The sequence below is a fragment of the Kribbella rubisoli genome (assembly GCF_004217145.1).
GTDB lineage: Bacteria > Actinomycetota > Actinomycetes > Propionibacteriales > Kribbellaceae > Kribbella > Kribbella rubisoli.
This window is the reverse complement of record NZ_SHKR01000012.1, coordinates 547,195-569,323: the sequence shown is the minus strand read 5'-3', so window position 1 is coordinate 569,323 and position 22,129 is coordinate 547,195. Positions and strand designations below refer to the sequence as shown.

Sequence of the window (22,129 nt, the reverse complement as noted above, 5' to 3'; positions counted from 1 at the left end):
GGGCTCACTCACCGTATCCATCGCCTCACCACCGGTCCAGGAAGTTGCAGCTTGTTGCAATTCGGCGGTAACAGAACGCCGACTCGTGGCGTCGAACCGGGTGGAGGGACCTCGGGAGGGTGCTTTGACACGGTCTACACAGGACTTCGAGGAGTTCGCGCGGGCGCGGACGCCGCAGCTGTACCGGTCGGCCTGGCTGCTCGCGGGCGAGCATCACCTGGCGGAGGACCTGGTCCAGGAGACGCTGGCCAAGCTGTACCGGGCGTGGCGGCGGGTGGAGCAGGCCGACAACCCAGCGGCGTACGCCCAGACGGTGTTGGCGCGGACGTACATCTCCCAACGGCGGCGGCGTAGCTCGACGGAGCGGCCGGTGGAGCGGACACCCGACCGCGCGGACCCTCCGGGGGACCACGCACTGCGCCTGTCCCTGCTGCAGGCGATGGCAGAGCTGTCCCCACTGGACCGTGCCGTGCTGGTCCTGCGGTACTTCGAGGATCGCAGTACCGAGCAGGTAGCGCAGGACCTCGGCAAGAACACCGGTGCGATCAGGACGCGTACGTCGCGCGCGCTGGGCCGCCTACGAGCGGTGCTCGGCGACGAAGCCGTCCACCTGACCGCGCATTGAGCTGGGAGCACCATGACCAACCTTCACGACAGCCTCCCCGACCTGATGCGGCGGGCCACCGAGGACCTCCAGCCGGCCACCCCCGAGCTGGTTGCCCGGGGCATCCGTCGCGGCAAGGTCCTGCGCCGCCGTCGGACCGCACTGGCCAGCCTGTCCGGGGCAGCCGCCGTACTGGCGACCGTCGGCATCATCGTCGGGAGCACACAGCTGCTCCAGCACGACGCAGCTGTTGAGCCAACCAGTACGCCCAGCTCGCACCGCCCGAAGCCGTTGACGCCTGCGGAGACTCTGGCCGCAGCACTTCCCAAGAGCCTGCACCGCGGTCACATGACCACATCTGAAGACGGCACCCTCTCTGTGGTGCTCGACGACGGTCACGGCGCCGGACTGCTCACGGTCGACATGATGACCGCGCAGGCGAACACCAACTGCAACGGCTCCCCCGCCGGGACCTGCACCGTCCAGTCAGACGGCACGGTGTACGTCGCCTACGCCAACAGGCCGCTGTACACAGACGAGTCGAACCCGGGTGGCATCACAGTGACCACTGTGGAGCTCTTCTACCCGGACGGGCGACAGATCAGCATCAGCAACTACAACGCGCGTCGGGACCAAGGCGTTGAGCACAGCCGGCCCGCTCCGATCCTGTCGATCGCGCAGCTGACGCAGATCGCTCGCAGCAAGCAGTGGGTGTACCCGCCGCGGGTCTCTTAGCGGTGCACCAGCGTGTGCTCGAAGGAGTAGCGGCTCGCGCGGTACAGGTGGGCGCCATACTCGACCGGTTGCCCGTGGTCGTCGTACGTGATGCGGGTGGTAGCGAGGAGCGGTGAGCCGGGCTCCTCCGACAGCAGCCGTGCCTGCTCCAGCGTTGCTGGGATGGCGGAGATCGTCTGGTGGGCCACCTTCAGGCGGACACCCTCGGCCCGCAGCAGTTGGTAGAGGCCCCGCTCGGCCAGCGTGTTCGGGTCGGTCTCCAGTAGCTCCGGCGGCAGCCAGTTGCGCATCAGAGCCAGCGGCTCGCCATCTGCCCGGCGCAGTCGCTCCAGCCGGAGGACGCGGTCGCCCAGCTCGCACTGCAGTGCCGTGGCCACCTCTGCGGTCGCAGGCGAGATACCGAAGCGCAGGATCTCGGTTTCGGGCTTGCGGTGCGCGGCGGCCAGGTCGTCGTACAGGCTGGTCAGCTCGAGCGACCGGCGTACCTGACCGGAGTTGCCCACGACTTGCGTGCCGACGCCACGCTTGCGGACGAGCAGGCCCTGGTCGACCAGGCGGGCGATCGCCTGGCGCACTGTGGGCCGGCTGAGCCCGTACGCCTCGGCCAGGTCCACCTCGTTGCTCAGCCGGGAGCCGACCGGCAGTTCACCGCCCTGGATGGCCGCTTCGAGCTGCTGCGCCAGTTGAACGTGCAACGGCGTACGGCTGTTCCGATCGACCTGGACCTGGACGGTACTCATGGGCACATCTTGAATGCTGGGCCCGATTCCGTCGACCCACCACCCGGATTTGATCAGATCCGCACCGGACGGTGCTCTTCGTACGACGCCATCGCCGCCAGTGCGACCTGCAAGGCGTTCCGTGCGTCCTGGCCGGTCACCGGCGGTACGCCGTTCGTCCGCACCACGTCCACGAAATCGGTGAGCTCCTGCACATACGCGTCGTGGAACATCTCCTCGTCACTACGCAACGTCTGCTGGTGCACGCCGCTCGCGTTGTAGTGCTCCAGCGCGCTACTGGCGAGCTGACCGGCGACGACCATGCCTTCACTGCCGAACACCTCGCCGCGCACGTCGTACCCGTAGTACGACGAGAAGTTCGCCTCGGCGGTCGCGATCGCACCGTTGTCGAAGGTGATCATCACGACTGCTGTGTCAAGCAGTCCGTTCTCCTTGTACTCCGGTGCCACCAGCGCGTCTGCGCGCGTGTAGACCTCGACCGGCCGTGCGCCGGGATTGAGCCAGAGCAGCGTGTCGAAGTCGTGAATCAGCGTCTCGCGGAAGATCGTCCACTGCGGAATGCGGTCGGCGTACCGCAGGCCGCCAGGTCGACCGGGGTCGCGGGTGATCGAGCGCATGAGCCGCGGCGTCCCGATGCCGCCGTCCGCGATCGTCCGGCGCGCTGCGGCGAAGTCTTTGGCGAACCGCCGGTTGAAGCCGACCTGGAACGGGACGTCGGCGCGATCGGTCGCAGCGATCGCCCGGTCAAGCTCCGGCAGCGTCAGCGAAGCCGGCTTCTCACACCAGACCGCCTTACCTGCCTCGGCCGCACGGGTGATCAGCTCGGAGTGCGCGATCGCAAGCGAGGTGATCACCACGCCGTCGAGCTCCGGATCCTTGAGCAGCTCGTCGACGGTCACGGGCGCCGTGTCGTACCGCGCTGCGAGTTTCTGAGCAGCCTCCGGCCTGGTGTCGGCGACCGCCGCCAGCTCGGCACCGGGCACGTGCCGGGCGATGTTGCCGGCATGCATAGTGCCGATCCGACCGGCCCCGATCAGTCCCAGCCGTACCACTGGCAGCCCGTGGTCTGTCCGCATAGTCAAACCCTAGAACGCTTCAGACCCGACTGGTACGGCGATACTCCGACGGCGACTGCCCTGTCTGCGCACTGAACACTCTGCTGAGGTAGAACCCGCTGCGATAGCCGGTGTGCTCTGCAATGACCTGGAGCGTCTGGTCGGTCTCGGCCAGCAGCTCACGCGCCTTCTGCAGGCGCAGGTCGCGCAGGTAGGCGACCGGTGTCGTGCCGCGGACCGCGCGGAAGCGCCGGGAGAGCTGTGACGGGCTGATGCCGAGGGCGGCTGCCAGCTCGGTCAACGACACTTCCGGTTCGGCGTAGTGCTCGTTGAGGTAAGTCAGCGCGCTGTGAACCAACGGGTCTCGCGGGGAGCCAGCGCGGTTGAGCATGAGCATGAGGACGAGGTCGGTGACGACGTGGGTGGCGATCGCGGTGGCGGCATCCTCGAGCAGCTTGAGGTTGCCGCGGAGGCGGTCGAGGTCGCGGACCCGGGTGCGGCCGCTTGGCGGCTCCAACTCGGTGGTGAAGCGGGCGTGGAAGAACGACGTTCGCGTGCGCATGCGGCGGTGGAGGATACCGCCGGGCGGGCAGATGACGACGTCGCCGAACTTGGCGGTCCCGTGCGCGTCGCCGACCTGGTAGTCGAAGGAGCCGGCGGCCGGGAGCAGAAGGCACCAGGTGTCGTAGGTGTCGAAGGGCAGAGCGAACTGCGGCCGGGGCGGCGCGAGGAGGTAGCCGTCCAACTCGAGCATGGCAAGAAAGTACATGGACCTGCTCAGAGCCGCTATTTTCCATCGACACCGGCTGTTGCAGAGTGCATGGCATGGTGGATGTCTGCGTTTACGGAGGAACGGCCGCGGGCTGCGTCGCGGCGATGACGGCGTACCAGGAAGGTGCGTCGGTGGTGCTGATCGAGCCGAGTCGGTGGCTCGGCGGCATGCTCGGTGCGGGGATAAAGCCGGCGCAGGACTGCCCGGTCCCGGCTGCCGCGGGCGGGCTGACCCGGGACGTGGTGTTCGGCTTCGGCACTCACCCGCACGAGGTGATGCGCGCGTTCCACGAGTGGATTGCCGTGGCTGGTATCGAGGTGATCTTCGAACGCCGCGTGCGATCGGTGACGCGCACGGGCAACCGGATCAGCTCGATCGAGCTCGAGACGTCGACGCCGGACCGATGGGGCGTCCCGGCCGCCGACTCTCTGCACGATGGCGAGATCCAGGCGGAGTTCTTCATCGACGCGTCGTACGAGGGCGACCTGATGGCCCTGGCCGGTGTCCCCTACCGAACCGGACGCGAGTCCCAGGACACCTTCGGCGAAGAGATCGCAGGCGTCCGTCCGGTCACCAACTGGACCCCGATCGACCCGTACGTCGTCCCTGGTGACAGCACGAGCGGACTGCTACCGCTGGTCGAAGACGACCACGGCATGGCGATAGGTGCAGGCGATGACTACACGCAGGCCTACAACTACCGCTTCTACGTCACCACCGACCCTGCCAAGCGCGTGGAACTCACACCGCCCGACAACTACTCACCGGCCGACTACGAGCTGGTCCGGCGCTACCTCGAGCACGCAGAGGACCTGTCCGGCATCTTCCCCGGCTGGATCAATTCAGGCGAGTACAACTACCAGCGTGGTTCTCTGATCACCAATGCTCCGCTCGGACTGAGCCGCGAGTACCAGGACGGCGGCTGGGACGCCCGCTCGCGCATCTGGCGTCAACACCTCGATTACCTCCGTGGACTGCACCACTTCCTGTCGACGGACCCGTCTGTGCCAGCAGCGTTCCGTGCGGAGACAGCGGCGTACGGACTGGACGGGAGCGTCTTCCCGGAGACGGACGGCTGGCCGCCGCAGCTGTACATCAGGGTCTGCCGGCGGCTCGAAGGTCAGTACACGATCACGCACGCCGACGTCATCAACCAGACCGAACCAGCGGACAGCATCGGTCTTGCCCTGTTCGGTGTAGACGTCTATCCGGTACGGCGCATTGCCAGCCGCAACGCATCCGGCCAGCTGGGCGTGGCCACCGAGGGCGACATGTTCATCGGCGGCCACCTCGGCACCGGCCGGCCGTACCCGGTCCCCTACCGTGCCATCACTCCACAGCAGACCGGCAACCTCCTGGTCCCGGTCTGCCTGTCCGCCTCCCACATCGGGTACGCCGCGACGCGGATGGAGCCTGTCTTCTGCGTACTGGCCGAGTCGGCCGCAGTCGCCGCAGTGCAATCGCTGCGCGCGCGGACCGACGTACAAGCTGTAGATGTGGAGAAGCTGCAGGCCAGACTGCTCGAACGTGGACAGGTGCTCAGCTGGTCAAGCAATCTGTAGCCATGTGGCTGAACCCTGCCGATGTCCGGCTCGACGACCTGCTCACCGTCCTCGAGGACAAGACCGACCCTGCCGACTACCCCCATGCTGCGGCCGTCGAGCAGCAGGTCCCGGTGTACGACGCCACGCGGGTCCGGGCGGCCGATCCACGCGACGTACAGACCGAGTTCGTCCGGGCGTTCGCCGACGGGCCGGGGATCGTCGTACTGAAAGGGGCCTTCAGCAACGATGTGGTCGATGCCACGACCGTCGAGTTCAACCGGCTGATCGACGAGCAGCATCGGTCCGGCGTCGCGGCCGGCGACCACTTCGCGAAGCCGGGTGCGAACGACCGGGTCTGGAACGCGCTCGAGAAGCTTGCGGTCGGTGCGCCTGACGTGTTCACGGCGTACTACGCGAACGATCTGCTCGCGTTGGTGTCGGCTGCCTGGCTCGGGCCGGCGTACCAGGTCACGTCACAGGTGAACGTGGTGAACCCGGGCGGCGAGGGGCAGACGGTGCACCGCGACTATCACCTGGGATTCCAGTCCGACGAGGTGGCGGCGCAGTACCCGGAGCATGTGCATCGCCTGTCGTCCGTGCTGACTTTGCAGGGCGCGGTCGCGCACTGCGACATGCCGATCGAGTCGGGGCCGACGCTGTATCTGCCGCACTCGCAGAAGTACGGGCTGGGCTACCTCGCGTACCGGCGGCCCGAGTTCCAGGCGCATTTCGTCGAGAACCACGTGCAGTTGCCGCTCGAGAAGGGCGACGCGGTGTTCTTCAACCCGGCGCTGTTCCATGCTGCCGGGAGCAACCATTCGGCCGACATCAAGCGGATGGCGAACCTCCTGCAGGTCTCGTCCGCGTTCGGCCGCGCGATGGAGAGCATCGACCGGGCCAGGATGATAGAAGCGGTCTATCCCGCCCTGATCGCCGTGGACGACCCGGCAGCGGTCGAGAACGTGATCGCGGCGACGGCCGAGGGCTATGCGTTCCCGACCAATCTCGATCGCGACCAGCCGATCGGCGGGCTCGCGCCACAGTCCCAGGCCGACGTACTGCGGTCCGCGGTCACGGAGCGTTGGCACCCCGACCGGTTGCACCAGGCACTCGTCGAACATGCCGACCGGCGACAGACAGACGACAGAAACGCGTGAACGTTGGGTGAACCGCGTCCGGATCACGGGCAGCCGCTGTCGGGCCGGAGTGATCGTCAGGCAGGATGGCGCGTTCGCTGTCCGGTCCGGGAGCTACCCTTACCGGCGGAACACGCGCCTCGTGGACGCACCGCCGTACGCCGCCCGTGCGGCCGACCCTCGAAGGAGAAGGCATGGAACCGCTGCGGATCGGGATTCTCGGTGCCGCCCGGATCTCGGGCCGGGCCATTGTCGAGCCGGCCAAGCTGACCGGCGCCCGGCTGGTCGCGGTCGCCGCGCGCGACGCCGACCGCGCCGAGGCCTTCGCCGCCGAGCACGGGGTCGAACGGGTGCACGCGTCGTACCAGGAACTGCTCGACGATCCCGAGGTCGAGGCGATCTACAACCCGCTGGCCAACGGCCTGCACGGGCCGTGGAACCTCAAGGCGCTTGCCGCGGGCAAACACGTGCTGACCGAGAAGCCGTCCGCCAGCAACGCCGCCGAGGCGAGGCAGGTGCGGGACGCTGTCCACTCGTCCGGACTGGTCTTCATGGAGGCGTTCCACTACGCGTACCACCCGGTGATGCGCCGATTGCTGGAGCTGGTCGCCAAGGGTGAGCTCGGCGACCTGCAGCACGTTGAGACGACGATGGTGATGCCCCCGCCGCCGGAGGACGACCCACGCTGGTCCCTGCCGCTGGCCGGTGGGGCCGTGATGGACGTCGGTTGCTACGCGCTGCATGCCCAGCGGATGTTCACGCCGTACGCCGGTGGCGCGCCGCGGCTCGTCAGCGCGCGGGCCGGTGAGCGGAAGCGGCTCCCTGGCGTGGACGAATGGCTGAACGCGGACCTGGAGTTCCCGAACGGCGCGACCGGTGCGGTGCGGACCAGCATGGCGGCCGAGGAGGTCGAGTTCAGCCTGAAGGTCGTCGGCAGTCGCGGTGAGGCGTTCGCGCCGGTTTACGTGCTGCCGCAGCGCGACGACCGCGTGGTGGTCACGACCAAGGAGGACACCTGGGTCGAGCACCGCGGCACGCGTACGTCGTGGACGTATCAGCTCGAGGCCTTCACCGGCGCCGTCCGCAACGGCGCCCCGGTGCTCACCGACGCCGACGACGCCCTGGCGACGATGGAGCTCATCGACGCCTGCTACGTCGCGGCCGGGATGACGCCGCGGCCTGCGACTGCCCTCTGAGCCGCGGCGCGCGCGAACGCCCGGATGAACGGGTGCGGTCGCGTGCCGTCGCCGGCCAGCTCCGGCTGGAACAGCGTGGCGAGGTAGAACGGGTGATCGGGTAGCTCCGCGATGCGCGGATCGCCCTCGTCGTCATACCCGCTGAAGACCAGGCCGTGCTCGCGCAGCAGATCGAGTCTGGTGGTGTCGAGGCCGTACGAGCAGTGGTAGCGCTCCATCGATCGCTCGACGCCCAGGAGCGCGGCCGCCCGGGTGCCCGGGGTCACCTGGATCGCGCCCTCATGACCGTCGAGTGAGCACGCGAGCGGGACGATCAGCAGGTCGTCGGCGTCCGGGGTGCTCTCGCCGTGCTGTGCCTGCGACGCACCGCAGACGTTGCGGGCGAACTCGAGCATCGCGTGCTGGAACCCGGCACACGTGCCGAGGAACGGGATGCCGCGCTCGCGGGCGATCCGGATCGCGGTGATCGCGCCGGCCTCGCTGCGGTACGGGCTGCCGGGGAGGAGCCAGATCCCGTCGAAGCCTTCGAGCGCCTCGTCCACCTGCTCGGTCGGGATCCAGTAGGCGTCGAAGTCGAGGTTGTCGCGGTCCCGCAGGCGGTCGAGGAGCCCGGGTACGCGGACGTGCGAGCGGACATGCGGCGAGCGATCACCGACGAGGGCGATGCGTCCGGAGTAGGCGTTCATGGCTCCATCCTCACCGCGATGCATGTATCAGCGCCAACGATGATCTCTGCACTCTGTATAAGCGATACTGATCCGCGTGGATCCACATCTGCTGCGGACGTTCGTGACGGTGGCCGAATGCGGCTCGTTCTCCGCCGCCGCCGAACGCCTCGGGTACACCCAGTCAGCCGTCTCCCAGCACATCTCCGCGCTCGAGAACGACTTGGGTACGCCGCTGCTCCGCCGCCGCCCGGTCACCCCGACGCCGGCCGGCGAACGTCTTCTCGAACATGCCGCGCCCATCCTGCTCCGACTGGCCACCGCCCGAGCCGACGTACGCCGCACCCTCGCCCAACCGCCGACAGCCTTGATCCTCGCAACCACACCACTGGCCACCGCCGGAGCCGGTGCCACCGCCGGAGCCGGTGCCGGAGCCGGTGCCGGTGCCGGAGCCGGTGCCGACGCCGGCGCCGCAGCGCAGCCCGGTGCGCTCGCCGTCGCGTTGCGTGAGGTGCGGCGGTCGCACCCCGGCACCGAGGTGACGCTGACTGTCTGTGGTCGGGACGAGGTTGTGGAGGGTGTGGCCGCCGGGACCTTCGCCATCGGACTCGTCGACGGAGTAGCCGCCCCCAGCGACCCACTCCGGCTCTCCGATGCCGTGCATCTGCGCACCACGCCGGTCGCCCACGACGACCTGATTGTTGCCCTCCCCAACGACCATCCGTTGGCCGGCCGGCGAGGTCTCGCGTTGCGGGACCTCGCCGACGCCCGCTGGATCGACGCACCGGACCTCGCCGCGCCGCTCCCGGTCCTGCGCGCAGCAACCGGCTCCGACGGCTTCCGCCCGGCCTTCACCTACGCAGGCACAGACCTCCACACCCTCCTCACCTTGATCACCAGCGGCCACGGCCTGGCCGTGCTGCCCCGATCAGTTCCGGCTCCGAGCACCGTCCCTGTGATGAGTCCGCGTCTGGTCCACAGAACCGAACTCCTTCACGGCGACCTGTCCGAACCAGCCGCCCTTCTACTCTCGAACCTCAAGTAGTTGCTCGAGGCCCACACGAGTCATCGGCCGGTCGAGCACCCCGACGGCCTCGCGCTCGGCGAACTCCGCGTGGTCGGAGTCCTGCGGATCGATCGCCTCGCAGATCGCGTTGTACGCCCAGTTCAGCCAGCTGCTGATCGCTGCACTGAACGAAGACAGCTCGATCGCCGGCCACTCGCCGTACCCCTCCCGGAACGCCGCGAGCGCCTTGTGGTTGACGGTCGGCCGCATCACCCACTGCGTCAGCGCCGATCCCAGCTCCAGCGCAGGCGTCATAGAGCCGGTGAAGTCCCACTCCATCACGATCAGCTCGCCGTCTCGCCCCAGCCGGACATGCGTCGGGATCAGATTGCTGTTGCAGAGAATGAGCTCCGCGGGATCGACCTCTGCCTCGATCGTCTGCAGATCGAGCCATAACGGCAGCACCGCCTCCAGCCGATCAGCCCACGGCTTGCCGGCTGTTCGGGCCCGCTCCAGCAACTTGTCCCATTCGGACTCGGGTCGCCGCCAGACGATGTACGGATTCATCGGCGTCTCGGTCGGGATCGCCAACGCATGCAGCTTCCCGTACGCCGCACCCGCCCGTCTGGCCACGTCCGCAGACACCGGCAACGCGGGCGACGGCCCGACCTCGAGCCACTCGTGAATTCGCCAGTTCTCGTCCTGCACGCCCTCGACGAGCAGACCACGCGGACTCCGTACGGCGACCGGCGCGGCCACCCCGACCGCGGCGGCGGCATCCCGCAGTCGCGCGCCGAGCTCCGCCTGCTCGTTGGTGATCCAGTCGAAGACCGTTACCGCCAACCACCGCCCGCGGTCGGTCGTCAGCTCCCAGCACCGCCCCATCGCGGTGAACGAAACAGGTCTGGGCGCGGCGGTCACCGTGCCCAGACCGAATGCTCCGGCGAGCGCTTCGGCCAGCCCGTTCGGTGCAGCGGGCGTGGCGGCCACCCGGCGTTCGACCTCGGCCTTCAACGCCGGCCAGTCTCGTACGCCGTACTCCGCGGCCAACGCCCGCTGCGCCTCGGCGAGCGACGTCTCCGGGCTGGAATCGCGCAGTACCGCCAGCAGATCCTTCGCTTCCTTGCGCAGGAACTCGATACTCGGCCGATCAGGCAACAGCTTCACAACGCATCCTCTCGCGCCCGGACTCGCACGGGCCACAAGAGAGCGTCAGCAGCTCACACGGAAGGAACGTGAGGTGGCTTCCAGCCTTCCGGCGAGTCTCGGCGCGTCCTCACGACGCCCTCAAGAAGCTACCCAACCTCACCTCGCCGGTCAACGGCCGCTATTTCCGCGCCTGTTTGGTGGGCGGGATGATCGCGTTGTCGCTCGGGTTGGGTTTCGGCTGTTTGGGTTGCTTCGGCTTGCGGACTTCGCGTCCGCCCTTGTTCTTCGACATGACGCACTCCGGGGCTTGATGTTCGCGGAAGATCGGACGGGCCGATGGCCCTGCCTGCGCCGCGGTACTCCTCATGCCCCGGGGGTCGTCTTCGACGCTACACCCAAAACCCGCCTTTCAGTCGTGGGTGGGGAAGCCCAGATTGATGCCTCCGTGGGACGGGTCGAGCCAGCGCGAGGTGACGACCTTGCCGCGAGTGAAGAAGTGCACGCCCTCGGTGCCGTGCGCGTGCGTGTCGCCGAAGAGCGAGTTCTTCCAGCCGCCGAACGAGTAGTACGCCATCGGGACCGGGATCGGCACGTTGATGCCGACCATCCCGACCTCGACCTCGTTCTGGAACCGTCGCGCCGCGCCGCCGTCGTTGGTGAAGATCGCCGTGCCGTTGCCGTATGGGTTCGAGTTCACCAGGTCGAGCGCGTCGTCGTACGACGCCGTACGCAGGACGGACAGCACCGGGCCGAAGATCTCGTCGGTGTAGACCGACATCTCCGGGGTGACCTTGTCGAACAGCGTCGGGCCGAGCCAGAACCCGTCGGCCGCACCATCGAAGTCGCCTTCGCGTCCGTCGACGACCAGCTCGGCGCCCTCCTCGACGCCGGCAGCGACGTACCCCGAGACCTTGTCGCGGTGCGGACCTGTGACCAGCGGGCCCATGTCGCAGCCGCGCGTCCCGTCGCCGGTCTTCAGCTTGCCCATCCGCTCCTTGATCTTGCCGATCAGCTCGTCCGCGATCGGCTCGACCGCGACCAGCGCGGAGATCGCCATGCAACGCTCGCCGGCCGAACCGAAGCCTGCGTTGACCGCGGCGTCGGCGGCGAGGTCGAGGTCGGCGTCCGGCAGCACGATCATGTGGTTCTTCGCGCCGCCGAGTGCCTGCACCCGCTTGCCGTTCTTGGTGCCGTTCTCGTAGACGTACTTGGCGATCGGGGTCGAGCCGACGAACGAGACCGACTTGATGTCCGGGTGCTCGAGGAGGCGGTCGACGGCCTCCTTGTCGCCGTGTACGACGTTCACCACACCGTCCGGCAGGCCGGCCTCCTTCCACAGCTCGGCCATCGCGTTCGCCGCGGACGGGTCCTTCTCGGACGGCTTGATCACCACACTGTTGCCACAGGCAACGGCGATCGGGACGAACCACATCGGCACCATGGCCGGGAAGTTGAACGGCGAGATCACCGCGCAGACACCGAGCGGCTGGCGGATCGAGTACACGTCGACCTTCGTCGACACGCCCTCGCTGAACCCGCCCTTGAGCAGGTGCGGGATACCGCAGGCGAACTCGATCACCTCGAGACCGCGGGTCACCTCACCGAGCGCGTCGGACAGCACCTTGCCGTGCTCGGCGGTGATGATCGCGGCGATCCGCTCCTTGTCCCGGTTCACCAGCTCGCGGTAGGCGAACAGGACCTGGGCGCGCTTGGTGAGCGACGTCTGCGCCCACGCCTTGGAGGTCTCGTGAGCGACCTTGACGACCTCGTCGACGGTCGCCGCAGACGCCAGGTCCAGCTCGCCGGTGACCTGGCCCGTCGCCGGGTTGTAGACCTTGCTGGTCCGCTCGGCCACGCCGGTCCACGAGCCGCCGCCGACGAGGTGGGTGATGCGCTTGATCTCAGTACTCACGATGCTTCCTCACTGCCGAATTCCTGAAGGTGTTTCATCCGAGGACCTTGCTGCGGTCGGCCAAGGTGACTTCGACCGGTCTACCAGAGCTGAGCGATTCGAGGCCTGCCTCGCAGACCGCGGCCGCGGCGTACCCGTCCCAGGCGCTCGGTCCGTCGATCTCACCGCGCACGGTGGCATCGACCCAGCGTTGCACCTCGATGTCGTACGCCTGCTCGAACCGCACCCGGAAATCGGCCGGCATAGCGCCGCCCCACTGCCCGCCGGCCCGGGTGAACACGCCGGCCCCGAGCCCGATCGTCGCGCTCCCACGCTCGGCAACGGCCTCACACCGAACCTCGTACCCGACCTGGAAGTTCACGAACACCTCCACGTCGGCCATCGCGCCGTTCGCCAGCTCGAACAGGGCGAGCTGCGGATCGAGCACGCCGTCGGCCACGAGGCTCGTCGGCTGCGGCGTACGCACGGTGATCCGGGTGATCTCCGAACCGAACAACCAGCGCGCGACGTCGACCTCGTGCACCATCGAGTCCCGCACGATCATCTCGCTGCGGAACGTCGTCGGGACCGACTTGTTCCGGTGCACGTTGTGCAGCAGCAACGTCCGCCCGAGCTCCCCCGAGTCGAGCAGTTGCTTCATGGCGGCGTACTCCGGGTCGAAGCGCCGCATGAACCCGACCTGGATCAGCTGCCGTCCGAGCTTGTGCTCCCGCTCGACGACCTGCAGCGCCGAGGCGGCATCCATGGTCAACGGCTTCTCGCAGAGCACCGGTTTGCCGTGCTCGAGACAGGCGAACAGCTGCTCGGCGTGCACAAACCCCGGTGAGGCAAGGATCACCGCGTCGACCTCGTTGCTCGCGATCAGCTCGAGCGGGTCGGCCACGACGCGGGCATCAAGTCTGGCCCCGAGGCCCTCGGCCCGCGCCCAGTCCGGATCCGACACCGCGACCAGGCGCGCTCCTGCCGTCTTCCGCACGACTCGCTCGGCATGATCGGCGCCCATCACCCCCACGCCGACGACCCCGACCCGCAGATCGCTCATGTGTCCTCCTGCCGCTGGGATTCATTCTCCACGACCAACTCGGGGTTGACGCTGCGCAGTTCGTGACTCAGCGCTTCCAGCTCGGAGCCGCCCGCCATCTCGGTCGTCAGCTGCTCGAGCGTGATCTCCGACCGATGCGTGTCGAGCGCCACCCGGCCCAGCTTCAGCACGACGAAGTGGTTCCCGACCAGGTAGGCGTGATGCGGGTTGTGGGTGATGAAGATGACCCCGATCCCGGCGTCCCGCGCCCTCACGACGTACTTCAGCACCACGCCCGACTGGTTCACGCCGAGGGCCGCGGTCGGCTCGTCGAGGATCAGCACCTTCGCCCCGAAGTGGATCGCCCGCGCGATCGCGACGCACTGCCGCTGACCGCCCGACAGCTTCCCGACCGGCTGCTCGAGATTGGGGATCGAGATCCCCATCTTCGTCAGCTCCTCCTGCGCGATCCGCTTCATCTTTGCCGCGTCGAGCTGCCGGAACGGCCCCTTGGTGATCTCGTTGCCGAGGAAGAAGTTCCGCCAGACCGACATCAGCGGCGCCAGCGCGAGGTCCTGGTAAACGGTCGCGATGCCGCTGTCCAGCGCCTCACGCGGCGAGCCGAAGTGCCGTTCCTCGCCGTTCACCGACATCCGGCCCGAGGTGTAGTCGTGCAGGCCGGCGATGATCTTGATCAGCGTCGACTTCCCCGCGCCGTTGTCGCCGAGCACACAGGTGATCTCACCCTGGCGGACCGACAACGACACCCCGCGGAGCGCGTTGATGTTCCCGTAGCTCTTGCCGATGTCCTCCAGCAGCACGATCGGCGTGTTGGGAGCGGCCGAGGCTTCGTCCGCGAACGACTCCGTGGTGGTCATCGTGCCTCCGCCCTGTTCTTGACGACGAGGTTGACAATGGTTGCCAGCAGCAACATCACGCCGAGGAACGCCTTGAACCAGTCCGGGTTCCAGCCGGCGTACACGACGCCGAGCTGGACCATCCCGAAGATCAGCGCACCGACCGCGCCACCGACCACGGACCCGTAGCCGCCGGTGAGCAGGCACCCGCCGACGACGGCCGCGATGATGTACAGGAACTCCTTACCGACACCTTCACCGGACTGCACGACGCCGTTCTGCACGAACAGCAGTTGCATGCCGGTGAACCAGGCGAAGAACCCGACGGCCATGAACAGCCCGATCTTCACCTTCCGGACCGGTACCCCGACCGCCCGCGCGGCGGCCGCGTCGCCGCCGACCGCGAAGATCCAGTTGCCGATCTGGGTCCGCAGCAGCACCCAGGCGGCGATCGCGACGAAGGCGATCCACCAGACGATGATGATCTTGATCGTCACGCCGCCGAGCTTGAACTCCGACGCGAAGATCGCCTTCGCCCCGTTGAACCCGTCCATGTCACTGATCGAGTTCGACGCGACGGCGCCGGAGGCGAGCCGGGTGACGGCGATGTTGAGGCCTTGCAGGATGAAGAACGTGCCCAGCGTCACCAGGAAGCTGGGCAGTCCCGTCCGCATCAGCAGCCAGCCGTTGAACGCACCGATCGCCAGCGAGAGCAGCAGGGCAACGAATACGCCGAGCCATACGTTCACGCTGAACTGGTACGCGAACAGACCCGCCGTCAGGCCGGAGGTCGTCACCGCGACCCCTGCCGACAGGTCGAACTCGCCGCCGATCATCAGCAGCGAGACCGGCACCGCCATCACGCCGATCAGCGCGGCCTGGTACAGGATCGTGCCGGTGTTGTTGATCTCGCGGAACGGCGGTGCGGCGATCAGGAAGAACACCAGGATCACGGCCGCGCCGACCAGCGATCCGATCTCCGGCCGGCTGAGCAGTCGCGCCCCGAGGGACCGCGCGGAGACGCGGTCGTCGGCCGAGGCCGGTGAAGTGATGGTCGATGCCATGGGGTTACCTCAGCGCGTCCCGGCTTCGGCGAACTTCTGCACCGCCGCGATGTTGGACTTGTCGATGAACGCCGGCCCGGTCAGCGTCGCCTCGCCACCACCGATGGTGTTGCCGTTGGTCCGGTAGAGCCAGATCGCGTCGACCGCCAGGTAACCCTGCAGGTACGGCTGCTGGTCGACGGCGAACTGCACCGTGCCGTCCGCTACTGCCTTGGCCATCTCCTTGCTCATGTCGAAGCTGCCGATCTTGGCCGACGACCCGGCGTCCTTGGCCGCCTGAACGGCGGTCAGCGCGATGCCGGCGTTCAGCGCGACGACGTAGTCCGCGGCCTTGTCCTGCTGCAGCTTCGAGGTCAGTGTCGCCTGCGTGCCCGGCTGGTCGGTGCCGTTGACGTTGACGTTCTCGGTGGTCGGCAGCTTGTCCTTGATGCCCTGGCAGCGGGCCTCGAGGCTGACGTTGCCCTGCTCGTGGATGACGCAGAGAACCTTCTTCGCGCCGAGCTGCTTGAGCTTCTCACCCGTGGCCTGACCGGCGATCCGCTCGTCCTGACCGAAGTACCCGAGCGCTCCGGTGGTCTTCCACTGGTCGAGGCCGCCGTTGAGGATCGTCACCGGGATGCCGGCTGCGATCGCCTTCTTGACGTTCGGGATCACCGCGTCGGGCTTGTTCAGGGTGACGGCGATGCCGTCGACCTTCGAGTCGATCGCGGTCTGCACGAGGTTGGCCTGCGCGGCGCCGTCCGGGTCGGCGGAGTACTGCAGCTCGATGTTGTCCTTCTTCGCGGCCGCCTCGGCGCCGCGCCGGACGATGTCCCAGAAGGTGTCGCCCGCGCCCGAATGGGTGATCAAGGCAACCTTCATGCGCGGGGTGTCGGCGACGTTCCCGCCACTGCCGCCGGTGCTCTGCTCCGACTGCTTGCCCCCGGACGAACTGCACGCCGCCAGCGCCGCGGCCAGCGCAAACGCGACGCCCGCGGCCACCGCCTTCTTCTGCCACCGAACCATGACTTCGACCAGCCTTTCAAATCTACCGCGGCGAGTCCGCGGACTGCGTGGGACCAGAGAGTGTCACACCCCGCCGGTCGTCAGCTCGATACGGCACCCCCGAGTGCAGTGAGATATGCCAACGTCCGCTCCGCGATCGGCAGCGGTACGTCGGGCGGGCACGGATACATGTCTTGCTCGACGATGGCGAACAGATCCTGGTCGAGCGCGGCCAGCGCGTCCATCACCGGCGGCAGCTCAGGCACGCCGTTCGGCGGCTCGCACATCACGCCACGCCGCACGGCCTCGTCGACGCTCAAGTCCTCGGCGTCGACCTCGGCCAGGATCTTCGGATCCACCTGCTTGAGGTGGAGGTAGCCGATCCGCTCCGGGTACTTCCGGATCAGCTCGAGGTTGTCGCCGCCGCAGTAGCTGATGTGCCCTGTGTCCAGGCACAGATTCACGTAAGTCCCGTCGGTCTCCTCGAGGAGGCGCTCGACGGTGTCCTGCGTGTCGATATGCCCGTCCGCATGCGGGTGGTACTGCGTTTGCAGCCCGAACTCCTCCGCCAGCCGCCGACCCAGCTCGGTCACGGCCTGCCCGTGCTTGGCCTGGCCCTCTTGGTCCAACCGCTCCTCGACGATCTCGCCGTTGTCGCCGCGCCACATCGACGGCATCACGACCAGGTGCTTCGCGCCCATCGCGGCGGTCAGCTCGGCGGTCCTTGCGACGTCCCGCCAGGTCGACTCCCAACCGTCCGGGCGGTGCAGCTGCTCGAACGTCGTACCGGCGGTGATCGTGAGACCGCGCCGGTCCAGCTCGTCCTTCAGCCGCACGGGGTCGGCCGGCAGGTAGCCGTACGGTCCGAGCTCGATCCGGGTGTATCCGGCCGCGACGACCTCGTCGAGGAACCGCGTCCACGGGGTCTGCTTCGGATCATCGGCGAACCAGACACCCCAGGAGTCCGGCGCCGTGCCGATGCTGATCTTGCCCATCAGCTGTCACCTTCGACCGGAGCAAGGTACGGACGCTGGGCCTTCTTGCTCTCTTGATACGTCGCCGCGGCGCCCTGCGTGGACTGCAGCTCGGACACCTCGCTGACCGGAACGTCCCACCAGGAATCGCTGTCCGGCGCGCCGATCAGCGGATCGGTGGTGACGTGGATGGCGATCGGCCCGGTCGCGGCCTTTGCGGTCTGGATCGCCTTCTCCAGCTCGGGGCGGCTGTGGACGTCGATCACCTCGACGCCGAAGCTGCGGACGTTCGCCGCGAGGTCGACGGGCAGGTAGTCGCCGTCGAGCCGCCCGTCGCCGGTGCGCTTGCGGTACGCCGTACCGAAGCGTTGGGAACCGAGCGACTCCGACAGCGCGCCGATCGACGCGAAGCCGTGGTTCTGCACGAGAACCACGATGATCTTGAGGTTCTCCTGGACCGCGGTGGCGAGCTCACTGGACATCATCAGGTACGACCCGTCGCCGACCAGGACGAAGACATCGCGATCCGGCGCGCCGAGGCGGACACCGAGACCACCGGCGATCTCGTATCCCATGCAGGAGAAGCCATATTCGACGTGGTATCCCTTCGGATCGCGCGTCCGCCACAGTTTGTGGAGGTCACCCGGCATCGAGCCAGCCGCGCAGACAACCACATCAGACGCCGCCGACAATTCGTTGACGGCACCGATCACCTCGCCCTGTGTCAGCAGGCCTTCGGCCAACTTCGCGGTGATCTCCGCGGAGGGCCGGAAAACTGCGTCCACAGTTCCGTTCCAGTTCCTTGTGAGTTCCTGGGCCTCGGCTGTGTACTTGGCATCCACCGACCACTCGCCGAGTGCGGATCCCAATGAAACAAGGGCTTCCCGCGCATCGGCCACAACCGGAAGGCCGGCATGTTTACCACTGTCGAAACGCGCCACGTTGATGTTGACGAACCGGACCCGCGGGTTCGCGAAGGCGGTGCGCGACGCTGTCGTGAAGTCGCTGTAGCGAGTGCCGATCCCGATCACCAGGTCGGCGTCACGGGCCAGAGCGTTGGCTGCCGTGGTCCCGGTCGAGCCGACCGCGCCCACCGACTGCGGGTGGTCGTAGCGCAGACATCCCTTACCTGCCTGGGTTTCCGACACCGGCACGCCGGTCCGCTCAGCGAACTCGCGCAACGCGTCCTCGGCTCCCGAGTAGTGCACACCACCGCCCGCGACGATCAGCGGTCGCTGCGCGGACCGTAGGAGCTCTGCCGCCTTGTCGACAATTGATGCCTCCGGCAAAGGTCGTGCGACGTACCAGGTGCGCTCGGCGAAGAGCTCATCCGGCCAATCGAACGCCTCGGCCTGGACATCCTGCGGCAGGGCCAGTGTCACCGCGCCGGTCTCGACCGGATCCGTCAGCACGCGCATCGCGTTCATCAGCGCCGAGGGCAACTGTTCGGGCCGCCAGACGCGGTCGAAGTACTTCGACACCGGGCGGAACGCGTCGTTGACCGAGATGTCGCCGGCGCCGAAGCTCTCGAGTTCCTGCAGCACGGGCGTCGCCACCCGGGTCGCGAACACATCCGAAGGGAGGACCAGCACCGGGAGACGGTTGATCGTCGCGAGGGCCGCGCCGGTGACCATGTTGGTCGAGCCCGGCCCGACGCTGGCTGTGCAGGCGTAGGTCTGGAGCCGGTCACGGGTGCGAGCGAAGGCTGCCGCTGTATGCACCATGGCCTGCTCGTTGCGGGCCAGGATGTACGGCAGCGCCTTCGGGTCCTCGAGCTCCGACTGCAGCAGCGCCTGACCGACGCCGGCGACGTTCCCGTGCCCGAAGATGCCCAGACAGCCGGCGATGAGCCGCTGCCGGACCCCGTCCCGCTCCGAGTACTGGACGCTCAGGAATCGCACCAGGGCCTGGGCGACCGTGAGACGCACCGTCATGACTCATCTCCTCCGACAGATTCTTCTTTTCCGAAAGGTAGGCGCGGATCAATATGTTGGGAGTTCCACAGCTCGCGGACCCAGGCATGCTGCGGGTCGTCGGTGATCAGCCACTGGCGCTCGGTGCCGGGGCCGGCCATCACATTGAGGTAGTACATGTCGTAGCCGGGCGGCGCCATCGCCGGGCCGTGCCAGCCGTGCGGGACGAGCACCAGGTCGCCGCTACGGACTTCGGCAAGGACTTCGATCGGTCGGTCGTCGGTCCCGTAGACCCGCTGGTAGCCGATCGGATCGTTGCCCTTGACACCTTCCGGTACGTCGTCGGACAGCTGCAGCTCAAAGTAGTAGATCTCCTCGAGCTCGCTCTCCTTCCCCGGCTTGTGCTCGTCATGCTTGTGCGGCGGGTACGACGACCAGTTGCCGGCCGGTGTGATCACCTCGCAGGCGATGATCGAGTCGGCGTCGAGGACACCGGGTACGCCGAAATTCCGCACCTGCCGGGAGGACACGCCCGCGCCGCGCAGTTCGGTCTCGACGTCGTCGGCGGCGATCCGCTGGAACGGGACATCCTTCGCGGCCTTCGCGTGCGGGAACGCGATCCTCGCGCCGCCCGCACTGACGACGGCAAACGTCGTACCGCGTGGGACATAGGCCAGGTCAGTCGCGCCGGCGAAGACATCCGCCCGTCCGCCGAGCGGGACGGAGTCGCCGTCGATGACGACCTCGGCCGATCCGCTGAGCGGGAGGACGATGTACTCGCAGTCGCCGGTGTCGATCTCCACCGACTGGCCTGGGAGCAGGGTGCGGATCGACAGGCCGGTGTGGTGCCAGTCGGGCTCACCCGGTCGGACCATCAGCTCGAAGCCCTCGTGCGCGGTGGACCCAGCGGGCCGGAACCATTCGGTCATGCCGCACCTCCGTGGACGAGCATTGCAGCGTGGTCGACGGCTGCGGCGACGTCGCCGTCGGGTGGGAAGAGGAGTGCCCGGCCGACGACGAGACCGCGTACCGAAGGGAGGCTGAGCGCCTTGCCCCAGGACGCGTACGTCGCTTCCGGTGCGACCGTCGGGTCGCCGCCGAGGAGCAGGGTCGGGAGGGTTGTTGCCTCCATCACCCTTTCCAGCTCGTCGACCACCGGCAGCTTGAGCCAGGTGTATGCGCTCGTCGCGCCGAGCGCGGAGGCGATGTGGATCGACTTGATCACCGAGTCCGGGTCGAGCAGGTTCGTCACTCGGCCGCCCTCGGTGCGGGTCGACCAGAACGGTTCGACCATCGCCATCAACTTGTGCTCGGCCAGACCGGTGACGGCTACGGCGCTGGACTCCAATGTCGTCACGGTGCCCGGGTCGCCGAGGTCGATGCGGGTCAGCATCTTGCCGCCATCGAGCCGGCGGGCAGCAATCTCGTCCGCGGTCCGGTACGCCGTGAAGCGATCATCCACCTCGAACGCGGCGCCTTGCAGCCCGCCACGATTCATCGAGCCGATGACCACTTTGCCTTCCAGCGCCCCCAGCAGCAGAAGATCTTCAAGGATGTCCGGGGTCGCTAGGACACCGTCCACACCGGGACGTGCGAGCGCGGTCATCAGCCGACCGATCAACTCCGGCCGGCTACCCATCGCCATCCGATCCCCACGCACACCGAGTGCCCCACGCGCCGGGTGGTCAGCAGCAACAATCAGCAGCCGCCCGTCATCCCCCACCAACGCCCGAGTCCGCCGCTGCTGCCAAGCCTCTGCCACCCGCTCCGGATGCCGCACCCGAACCTCAGTCAACTCGGCCAGCCGAGCGCCGTACTCCTGATAACTCGACTGAGTGCTTCCCCACGCAGGCTGCTCCGCAGTCAACTCCAAGTCCGCGATCCCCGTCACCTGCCCATCCGGCAACCATCCCCCGCCACCCCGCCCACCACCCTGCTCCACAGACTCCTGCTCCACAGACACCCGCTCCACAGGCTCCTGCCCGCCGGGTCGCTGCCCGCCGACCTGCTCCGCACTCGCCTGCTCCAGGCCAGCCGGCTGCGCGCCAGTCTGCTCCAGGCCAGTCGGCTGCGCGCCAGCCTGCTGGAGATCCGGTTGCTGCATGCCTGCGTCCTGCAGGTCGGATTGCTCCGCGCCCGCCTCCTGCACCGCGGGTAGCTGCACGGGGTGCTCGACCGTCGGATCGTTCGAGCCGGCGCCTGAGTACGCAGTAGCCGTCGGGCTGCCGTGCTCACCTGGAACCGCCTGGTGCGCGGTGCCCACCGGGGCGCCTTGCGTTCCCGGACCCGAGGTGCCGGGGATGCCTGCGGCGCCCGCGCTGCCCGAAGTACCCGTGCCCGCGGCGGCGCCCGAAGTACCTGTGCCCGCGGCGTCGGCGATGACGGTCACCTCGTCCTGCCAGGCCGCAGCCGTACCCTGCACAGAGTCGTCGTACACACTCCGGTCGACAGCTACTGTCGGGTCATTCGCACCCGGCTCCTGCGCGAACGGCGAGTCGCCCGGCTCACCGCGGTACGGGGTCTGCGGCCCGTGCGCGTCCGCCTGCGGGGCGAACGGCGAGTCGCTCGGCGCACGGCCGTGGGCGGTCGCCCGGTCGCCGGCACTTGGAGCCGCCTGGTGCGGTGGGCGCGTGGGCGTACCGGGATGCTGCGTAGCAATTGTCGGATCGTTGGCGCCGGGCTGCGGAGCAAATGGCGAATTACTCGGAGCGCCGCGCTGGGCAACCGTCGGGTCGTTCGCCCCGGGGCCCGGGCGCTGGGCGAGGACTGTCGGGTCGTTGGCGCCTGGTTGCGGTGCGAACG

At 68.0% G+C, this 22,129-nt stretch carries 20 protein-coding genes; 6 read left to right on the top strand and 14 right to left on the bottom strand.

Annotated features, from left to right (window positions below; genetic code table 11):
* The first annotated feature begins 124 nt into the window (after positions 1-124).
* Both EV645_RS16850 and EV645_RS16845 read left to right on the top strand, forming a co-directional pair.
* Complete coding sequence (locus EV645_RS16850) at positions 125-625, top strand: SigE family RNA polymerase sigma factor (RefSeq protein WP_130444781.1); 501 nt, start codon at positions 125-127, stop codon at positions 623-625.
* Positions 626-637: 12 nt separating this feature from the next.
* Positions 638-1,339, top strand: a complete 702-nt coding sequence (locus EV645_RS16845; RefSeq protein ID WP_130444779.1) for a hypothetical protein — start codon at positions 638-640, stop codon at positions 1,337-1,339.
* Here EV645_RS16845 and EV645_RS16840 read toward each other — a convergent pair.
* Genes EV645_RS16840 through EV645_RS16830 form a run of 3 tightly spaced genes read right to left on the bottom strand, consistent with a single transcriptional unit; the run spans position 1,336 to position 3,888 of the window.
* Positions 1,336-2,079: a GntR family transcriptional regulator gene (locus EV645_RS16840; RefSeq protein ID WP_130444777.1), complete on the bottom strand. Its 744-nt coding sequence runs from the start codon at positions 2,077-2,079 to the stop codon at positions 1,336-1,338. The two genes, EV645_RS16845 and EV645_RS16840, sit on opposite strands and share 4 nt — an antisense overlap.
* 53 nt (positions 2,080-2,132) lie before the next feature.
* Positions 2,133-3,155: a Gfo/Idh/MocA family oxidoreductase gene (locus tag EV645_RS16835; protein WP_130444775.1), complete on the bottom strand. Its 1,023-nt coding sequence runs from the start codon at positions 3,153-3,155 to the stop codon at positions 2,133-2,135.
* Positions 3,156-3,174: 19 nt separating this feature from the next.
* Positions 3,175-3,888, bottom strand: a complete 714-nt coding sequence (locus EV645_RS16830) for an AraC family transcriptional regulator (RefSeq protein ID WP_157997086.1) — start codon at positions 3,886-3,888, stop codon at positions 3,175-3,177.
* Between the two features lie 71 nt (positions 3,889-3,959).
* Between EV645_RS16830 and EV645_RS16825 the strand changes: the two genes are divergently transcribed.
* The 3 genes from EV645_RS16825 to EV645_RS16815 all read left to right on the top strand — a co-directional run bounded on the left by EV645_RS16825 (position 3,960) and on the right by EV645_RS16815 (position 7,782).
* Positions 3,960-5,468: an FAD-dependent oxidoreductase gene (locus EV645_RS16825; protein WP_130444771.1), complete on the top strand. Its 1,509-nt coding sequence runs from the start codon at positions 3,960-3,962 to the stop codon at positions 5,466-5,468.
* A 2-nt stretch (positions 5,469-5,470) separates the two neighbouring features.
* Positions 5,471-6,607: a phytanoyl-CoA dioxygenase family protein gene (locus EV645_RS16820; protein ID WP_130444769.1), complete on the top strand. Its 1,137-nt coding sequence runs from the start codon at positions 5,471-5,473 to the stop codon at positions 6,605-6,607.
* 173 nt (positions 6,608-6,780) lie between these two features.
* Entirely contained in the window at positions 6,781-7,782 is a 1,002-nt protein-coding gene (locus tag EV645_RS16815) for a Gfo/Idh/MocA family protein (RefSeq protein ID WP_130444767.1), read from the top strand.
* Here the strand turns inward: EV645_RS16815 and EV645_RS16810 are convergent.
* A complete protein-coding gene (locus EV645_RS16810) occupies positions 7,737-8,468 on the bottom strand; it encodes a CTP synthase C-terminal region-related (seleno)protein (protein WP_130444765.1) in 732 nt (243 codons plus the stop codon). The two genes, EV645_RS16815 and EV645_RS16810, sit on opposite strands and share 46 nt — an antisense overlap.
* 76 nt (positions 8,469-8,544) lie before the next feature.
* Here EV645_RS16810 and EV645_RS16805 point away from each other — a divergent pair, with 76 nt between their 5' ends.
* Positions 8,545-9,492, top strand: coding sequence for a LysR family transcriptional regulator (locus EV645_RS16805; RefSeq protein ID WP_130444763.1), 948 nt, complete (start codon positions 8,545-8,547; stop codon positions 9,490-9,492).
* Here EV645_RS16805 and EV645_RS16800 read toward each other — a convergent pair.
* The 10 genes from EV645_RS16800 to EV645_RS16755 form a co-directional block, all read right to left on the bottom strand.
* Positions 9,472-10,620 carry a glyoxalase superfamily protein gene (locus tag EV645_RS16800; protein WP_130444761.1) on the bottom strand — a complete coding sequence of 383 codons (1,149 nt, stop codon included), beginning with the start codon at positions 10,618-10,620 and terminating at the stop codon, positions 9,472-9,474. The genes EV645_RS16805 and EV645_RS16800 overlap by 21 nt on opposite strands.
* A 391-nt stretch (positions 10,621-11,011) precedes the next feature.
* A complete protein-coding gene (locus tag EV645_RS16795; RefSeq protein ID WP_130444759.1) occupies positions 11,012-12,514 on the bottom strand; it encodes a CoA-acylating methylmalonate-semialdehyde dehydrogenase in 1,503 nt (500 codons plus the stop codon).
* Between the two features lie 34 nt (positions 12,515-12,548).
* Positions 12,549-13,556 carry a Gfo/Idh/MocA family protein gene (locus EV645_RS16790; protein ID WP_130444757.1) on the bottom strand — a complete coding sequence of 336 codons (1,008 nt, stop codon included), beginning with the start codon at positions 13,554-13,556 and terminating at the stop codon, positions 12,549-12,551.
* Positions 13,553-14,413 (bottom strand): ATP-binding cassette domain-containing protein, encoded by an 861-nt coding sequence (locus EV645_RS16785; RefSeq protein ID WP_130444755.1) that lies wholly within the window; start codon positions 14,411-14,413, stop codon positions 13,553-13,555. Before EV645_RS16785 ends, EV645_RS16790 begins: the two co-directional genes overlap by 4 nt.
* Positions 14,410-15,456 carry an ABC transporter permease gene (locus EV645_RS16780; protein ID WP_130444753.1) on the bottom strand — a complete coding sequence of 349 codons (1,047 nt, stop codon included), beginning with the start codon at positions 15,454-15,456 and terminating at the stop codon, positions 14,410-14,412. The genes EV645_RS16785 and EV645_RS16780 overlap by 4 nt, the downstream gene beginning before the upstream one ends.
* Before the next feature lie 9 nt (positions 15,457-15,465).
* Positions 15,466-16,461 carry a sugar ABC transporter substrate-binding protein gene (locus tag EV645_RS16775; RefSeq protein ID WP_130444751.1) on the bottom strand — a complete coding sequence of 332 codons (996 nt, stop codon included), beginning with the start codon at positions 16,459-16,461 and terminating at the stop codon, positions 15,466-15,468.
* Between the two features lie 80 nt (positions 16,462-16,541).
* Positions 16,542-17,435, bottom strand: a complete 894-nt coding sequence (locus EV645_RS16770) for a sugar phosphate isomerase/epimerase family protein (protein WP_130444749.1) — start codon at positions 17,433-17,435, stop codon at positions 16,542-16,544.
* A complete protein-coding gene (gene iolD / locus EV645_RS16765; RefSeq protein WP_130444747.1) occupies positions 17,435-19,348 on the bottom strand; it encodes a 3D-(3,5/4)-trihydroxycyclohexane-1,2-dione acylhydrolase (decyclizing) in 1,914 nt (637 codons plus the stop codon). Before iolD ends, EV645_RS16770 begins: the two co-directional genes overlap by 1 nt.
* Positions 19,345-20,256: a 5-deoxy-glucuronate isomerase gene (gene iolB / locus EV645_RS16760; RefSeq protein WP_130444745.1), complete on the bottom strand. Its 912-nt coding sequence runs from the start codon at positions 20,254-20,256 to the stop codon at positions 19,345-19,347. Before iolB ends, iolD begins: the two co-directional genes overlap by 4 nt.
* Positions 20,253-21,131 carry a Cgl0159 family (beta/alpha)8-fold protein gene (locus EV645_RS16755; RefSeq protein WP_130445438.1) on the bottom strand — a complete coding sequence of 293 codons (879 nt, stop codon included), beginning with the start codon at positions 21,129-21,131 and terminating at the stop codon, positions 20,253-20,255. The genes iolB and EV645_RS16755 overlap by 4 nt, the downstream gene beginning before the upstream one ends.
* Positions 21,132-22,129: the final 998 nt, after the last annotated feature.

Bases quoted from the DNA above. Each gene is read 5' to 3' on its own strand.
- iolD (WP_130444747.1), bottom strand. From the start codon at position 19,348: ATGACGGTGCGTCTCACGGTCGCCCAGGCCCTGGTGCGATTCCTGAGC.
- EV645_RS16775 (WP_130444751.1), bottom strand. From the start codon at position 16,461: ATGGTTCGGTGGCAGAAGAAGGCGGTGGCCGCGGGCGTCGCGTTTGCG.
- EV645_RS16835 (WP_130444775.1), bottom strand. From the start codon at position 3,155: ATGCGGACAGACCACGGGCTGCCAGTGGTACGGCTGGGACTGATCGGG.
- EV645_RS16815 (WP_130444767.1), top strand. From the start codon at position 6,781: ATGGAACCGCTGCGGATCGGGATTCTCGGTGCCGCCCGGATCTCGGGC.
- EV645_RS16825 (WP_130444771.1), top strand. From the start codon at position 3,960: ATGGTGGATGTCTGCGTTTACGGAGGAACGGCCGCGGGCTGCGTCGCG.
- EV645_RS16785 (WP_130444755.1), bottom strand. From the start codon at position 14,413: ATGACCACCACGGAGTCGTTCGCGGACGAAGCCTCGGCCGCTCCCAAC.
- EV645_RS16840 (WP_130444777.1), bottom strand. From the start codon at position 2,079: ATGAGTACCGTCCAGGTCCAGGTCGATCGGAACAGCCGTACGCCGTTG.
- EV645_RS16790 (WP_130444757.1), bottom strand. From the start codon at position 13,556: ATGAGCGATCTGCGGGTCGGGGTCGTCGGCGTGGGGGTGATGGGCGCC.
- EV645_RS16780 (WP_130444753.1), bottom strand. From the start codon at position 15,456: ATGGCATCGACCATCACTTCACCGGCCTCGGCCGACGACCGCGTCTCC.
- EV645_RS16830 (WP_157997086.1), bottom strand. From the start codon at position 3,888: ATGCTCGAGTTGGACGGCTACCTCCTCGCGCCGCCCCGGCCGCAGTTC.
- EV645_RS16810 (WP_130444765.1), bottom strand. From the start codon at position 8,468: ATGAACGCCTACTCCGGACGCATCGCCCTCGTCGGTGATCGCTCGCCG.
- EV645_RS16845 (WP_130444779.1), top strand. From the start codon at position 638: ATGACCAACCTTCACGACAGCCTCCCCGACCTGATGCGGCGGGCCACC.
- EV645_RS16770 (WP_130444749.1), bottom strand. From the start codon at position 17,435: ATGGGCAAGATCAGCATCGGCACGGCGCCGGACTCCTGGGGTGTCTGG.
- EV645_RS16820 (WP_130444769.1), top strand. From the start codon at position 5,471: ATGTGGCTGAACCCTGCCGATGTCCGGCTCGACGACCTGCTCACCGTC.
- iolB (WP_130444745.1), bottom strand. From the start codon at position 20,256: ATGACCGAATGGTTCCGGCCCGCTGGGTCCACCGCGCACGAGGGCTTC.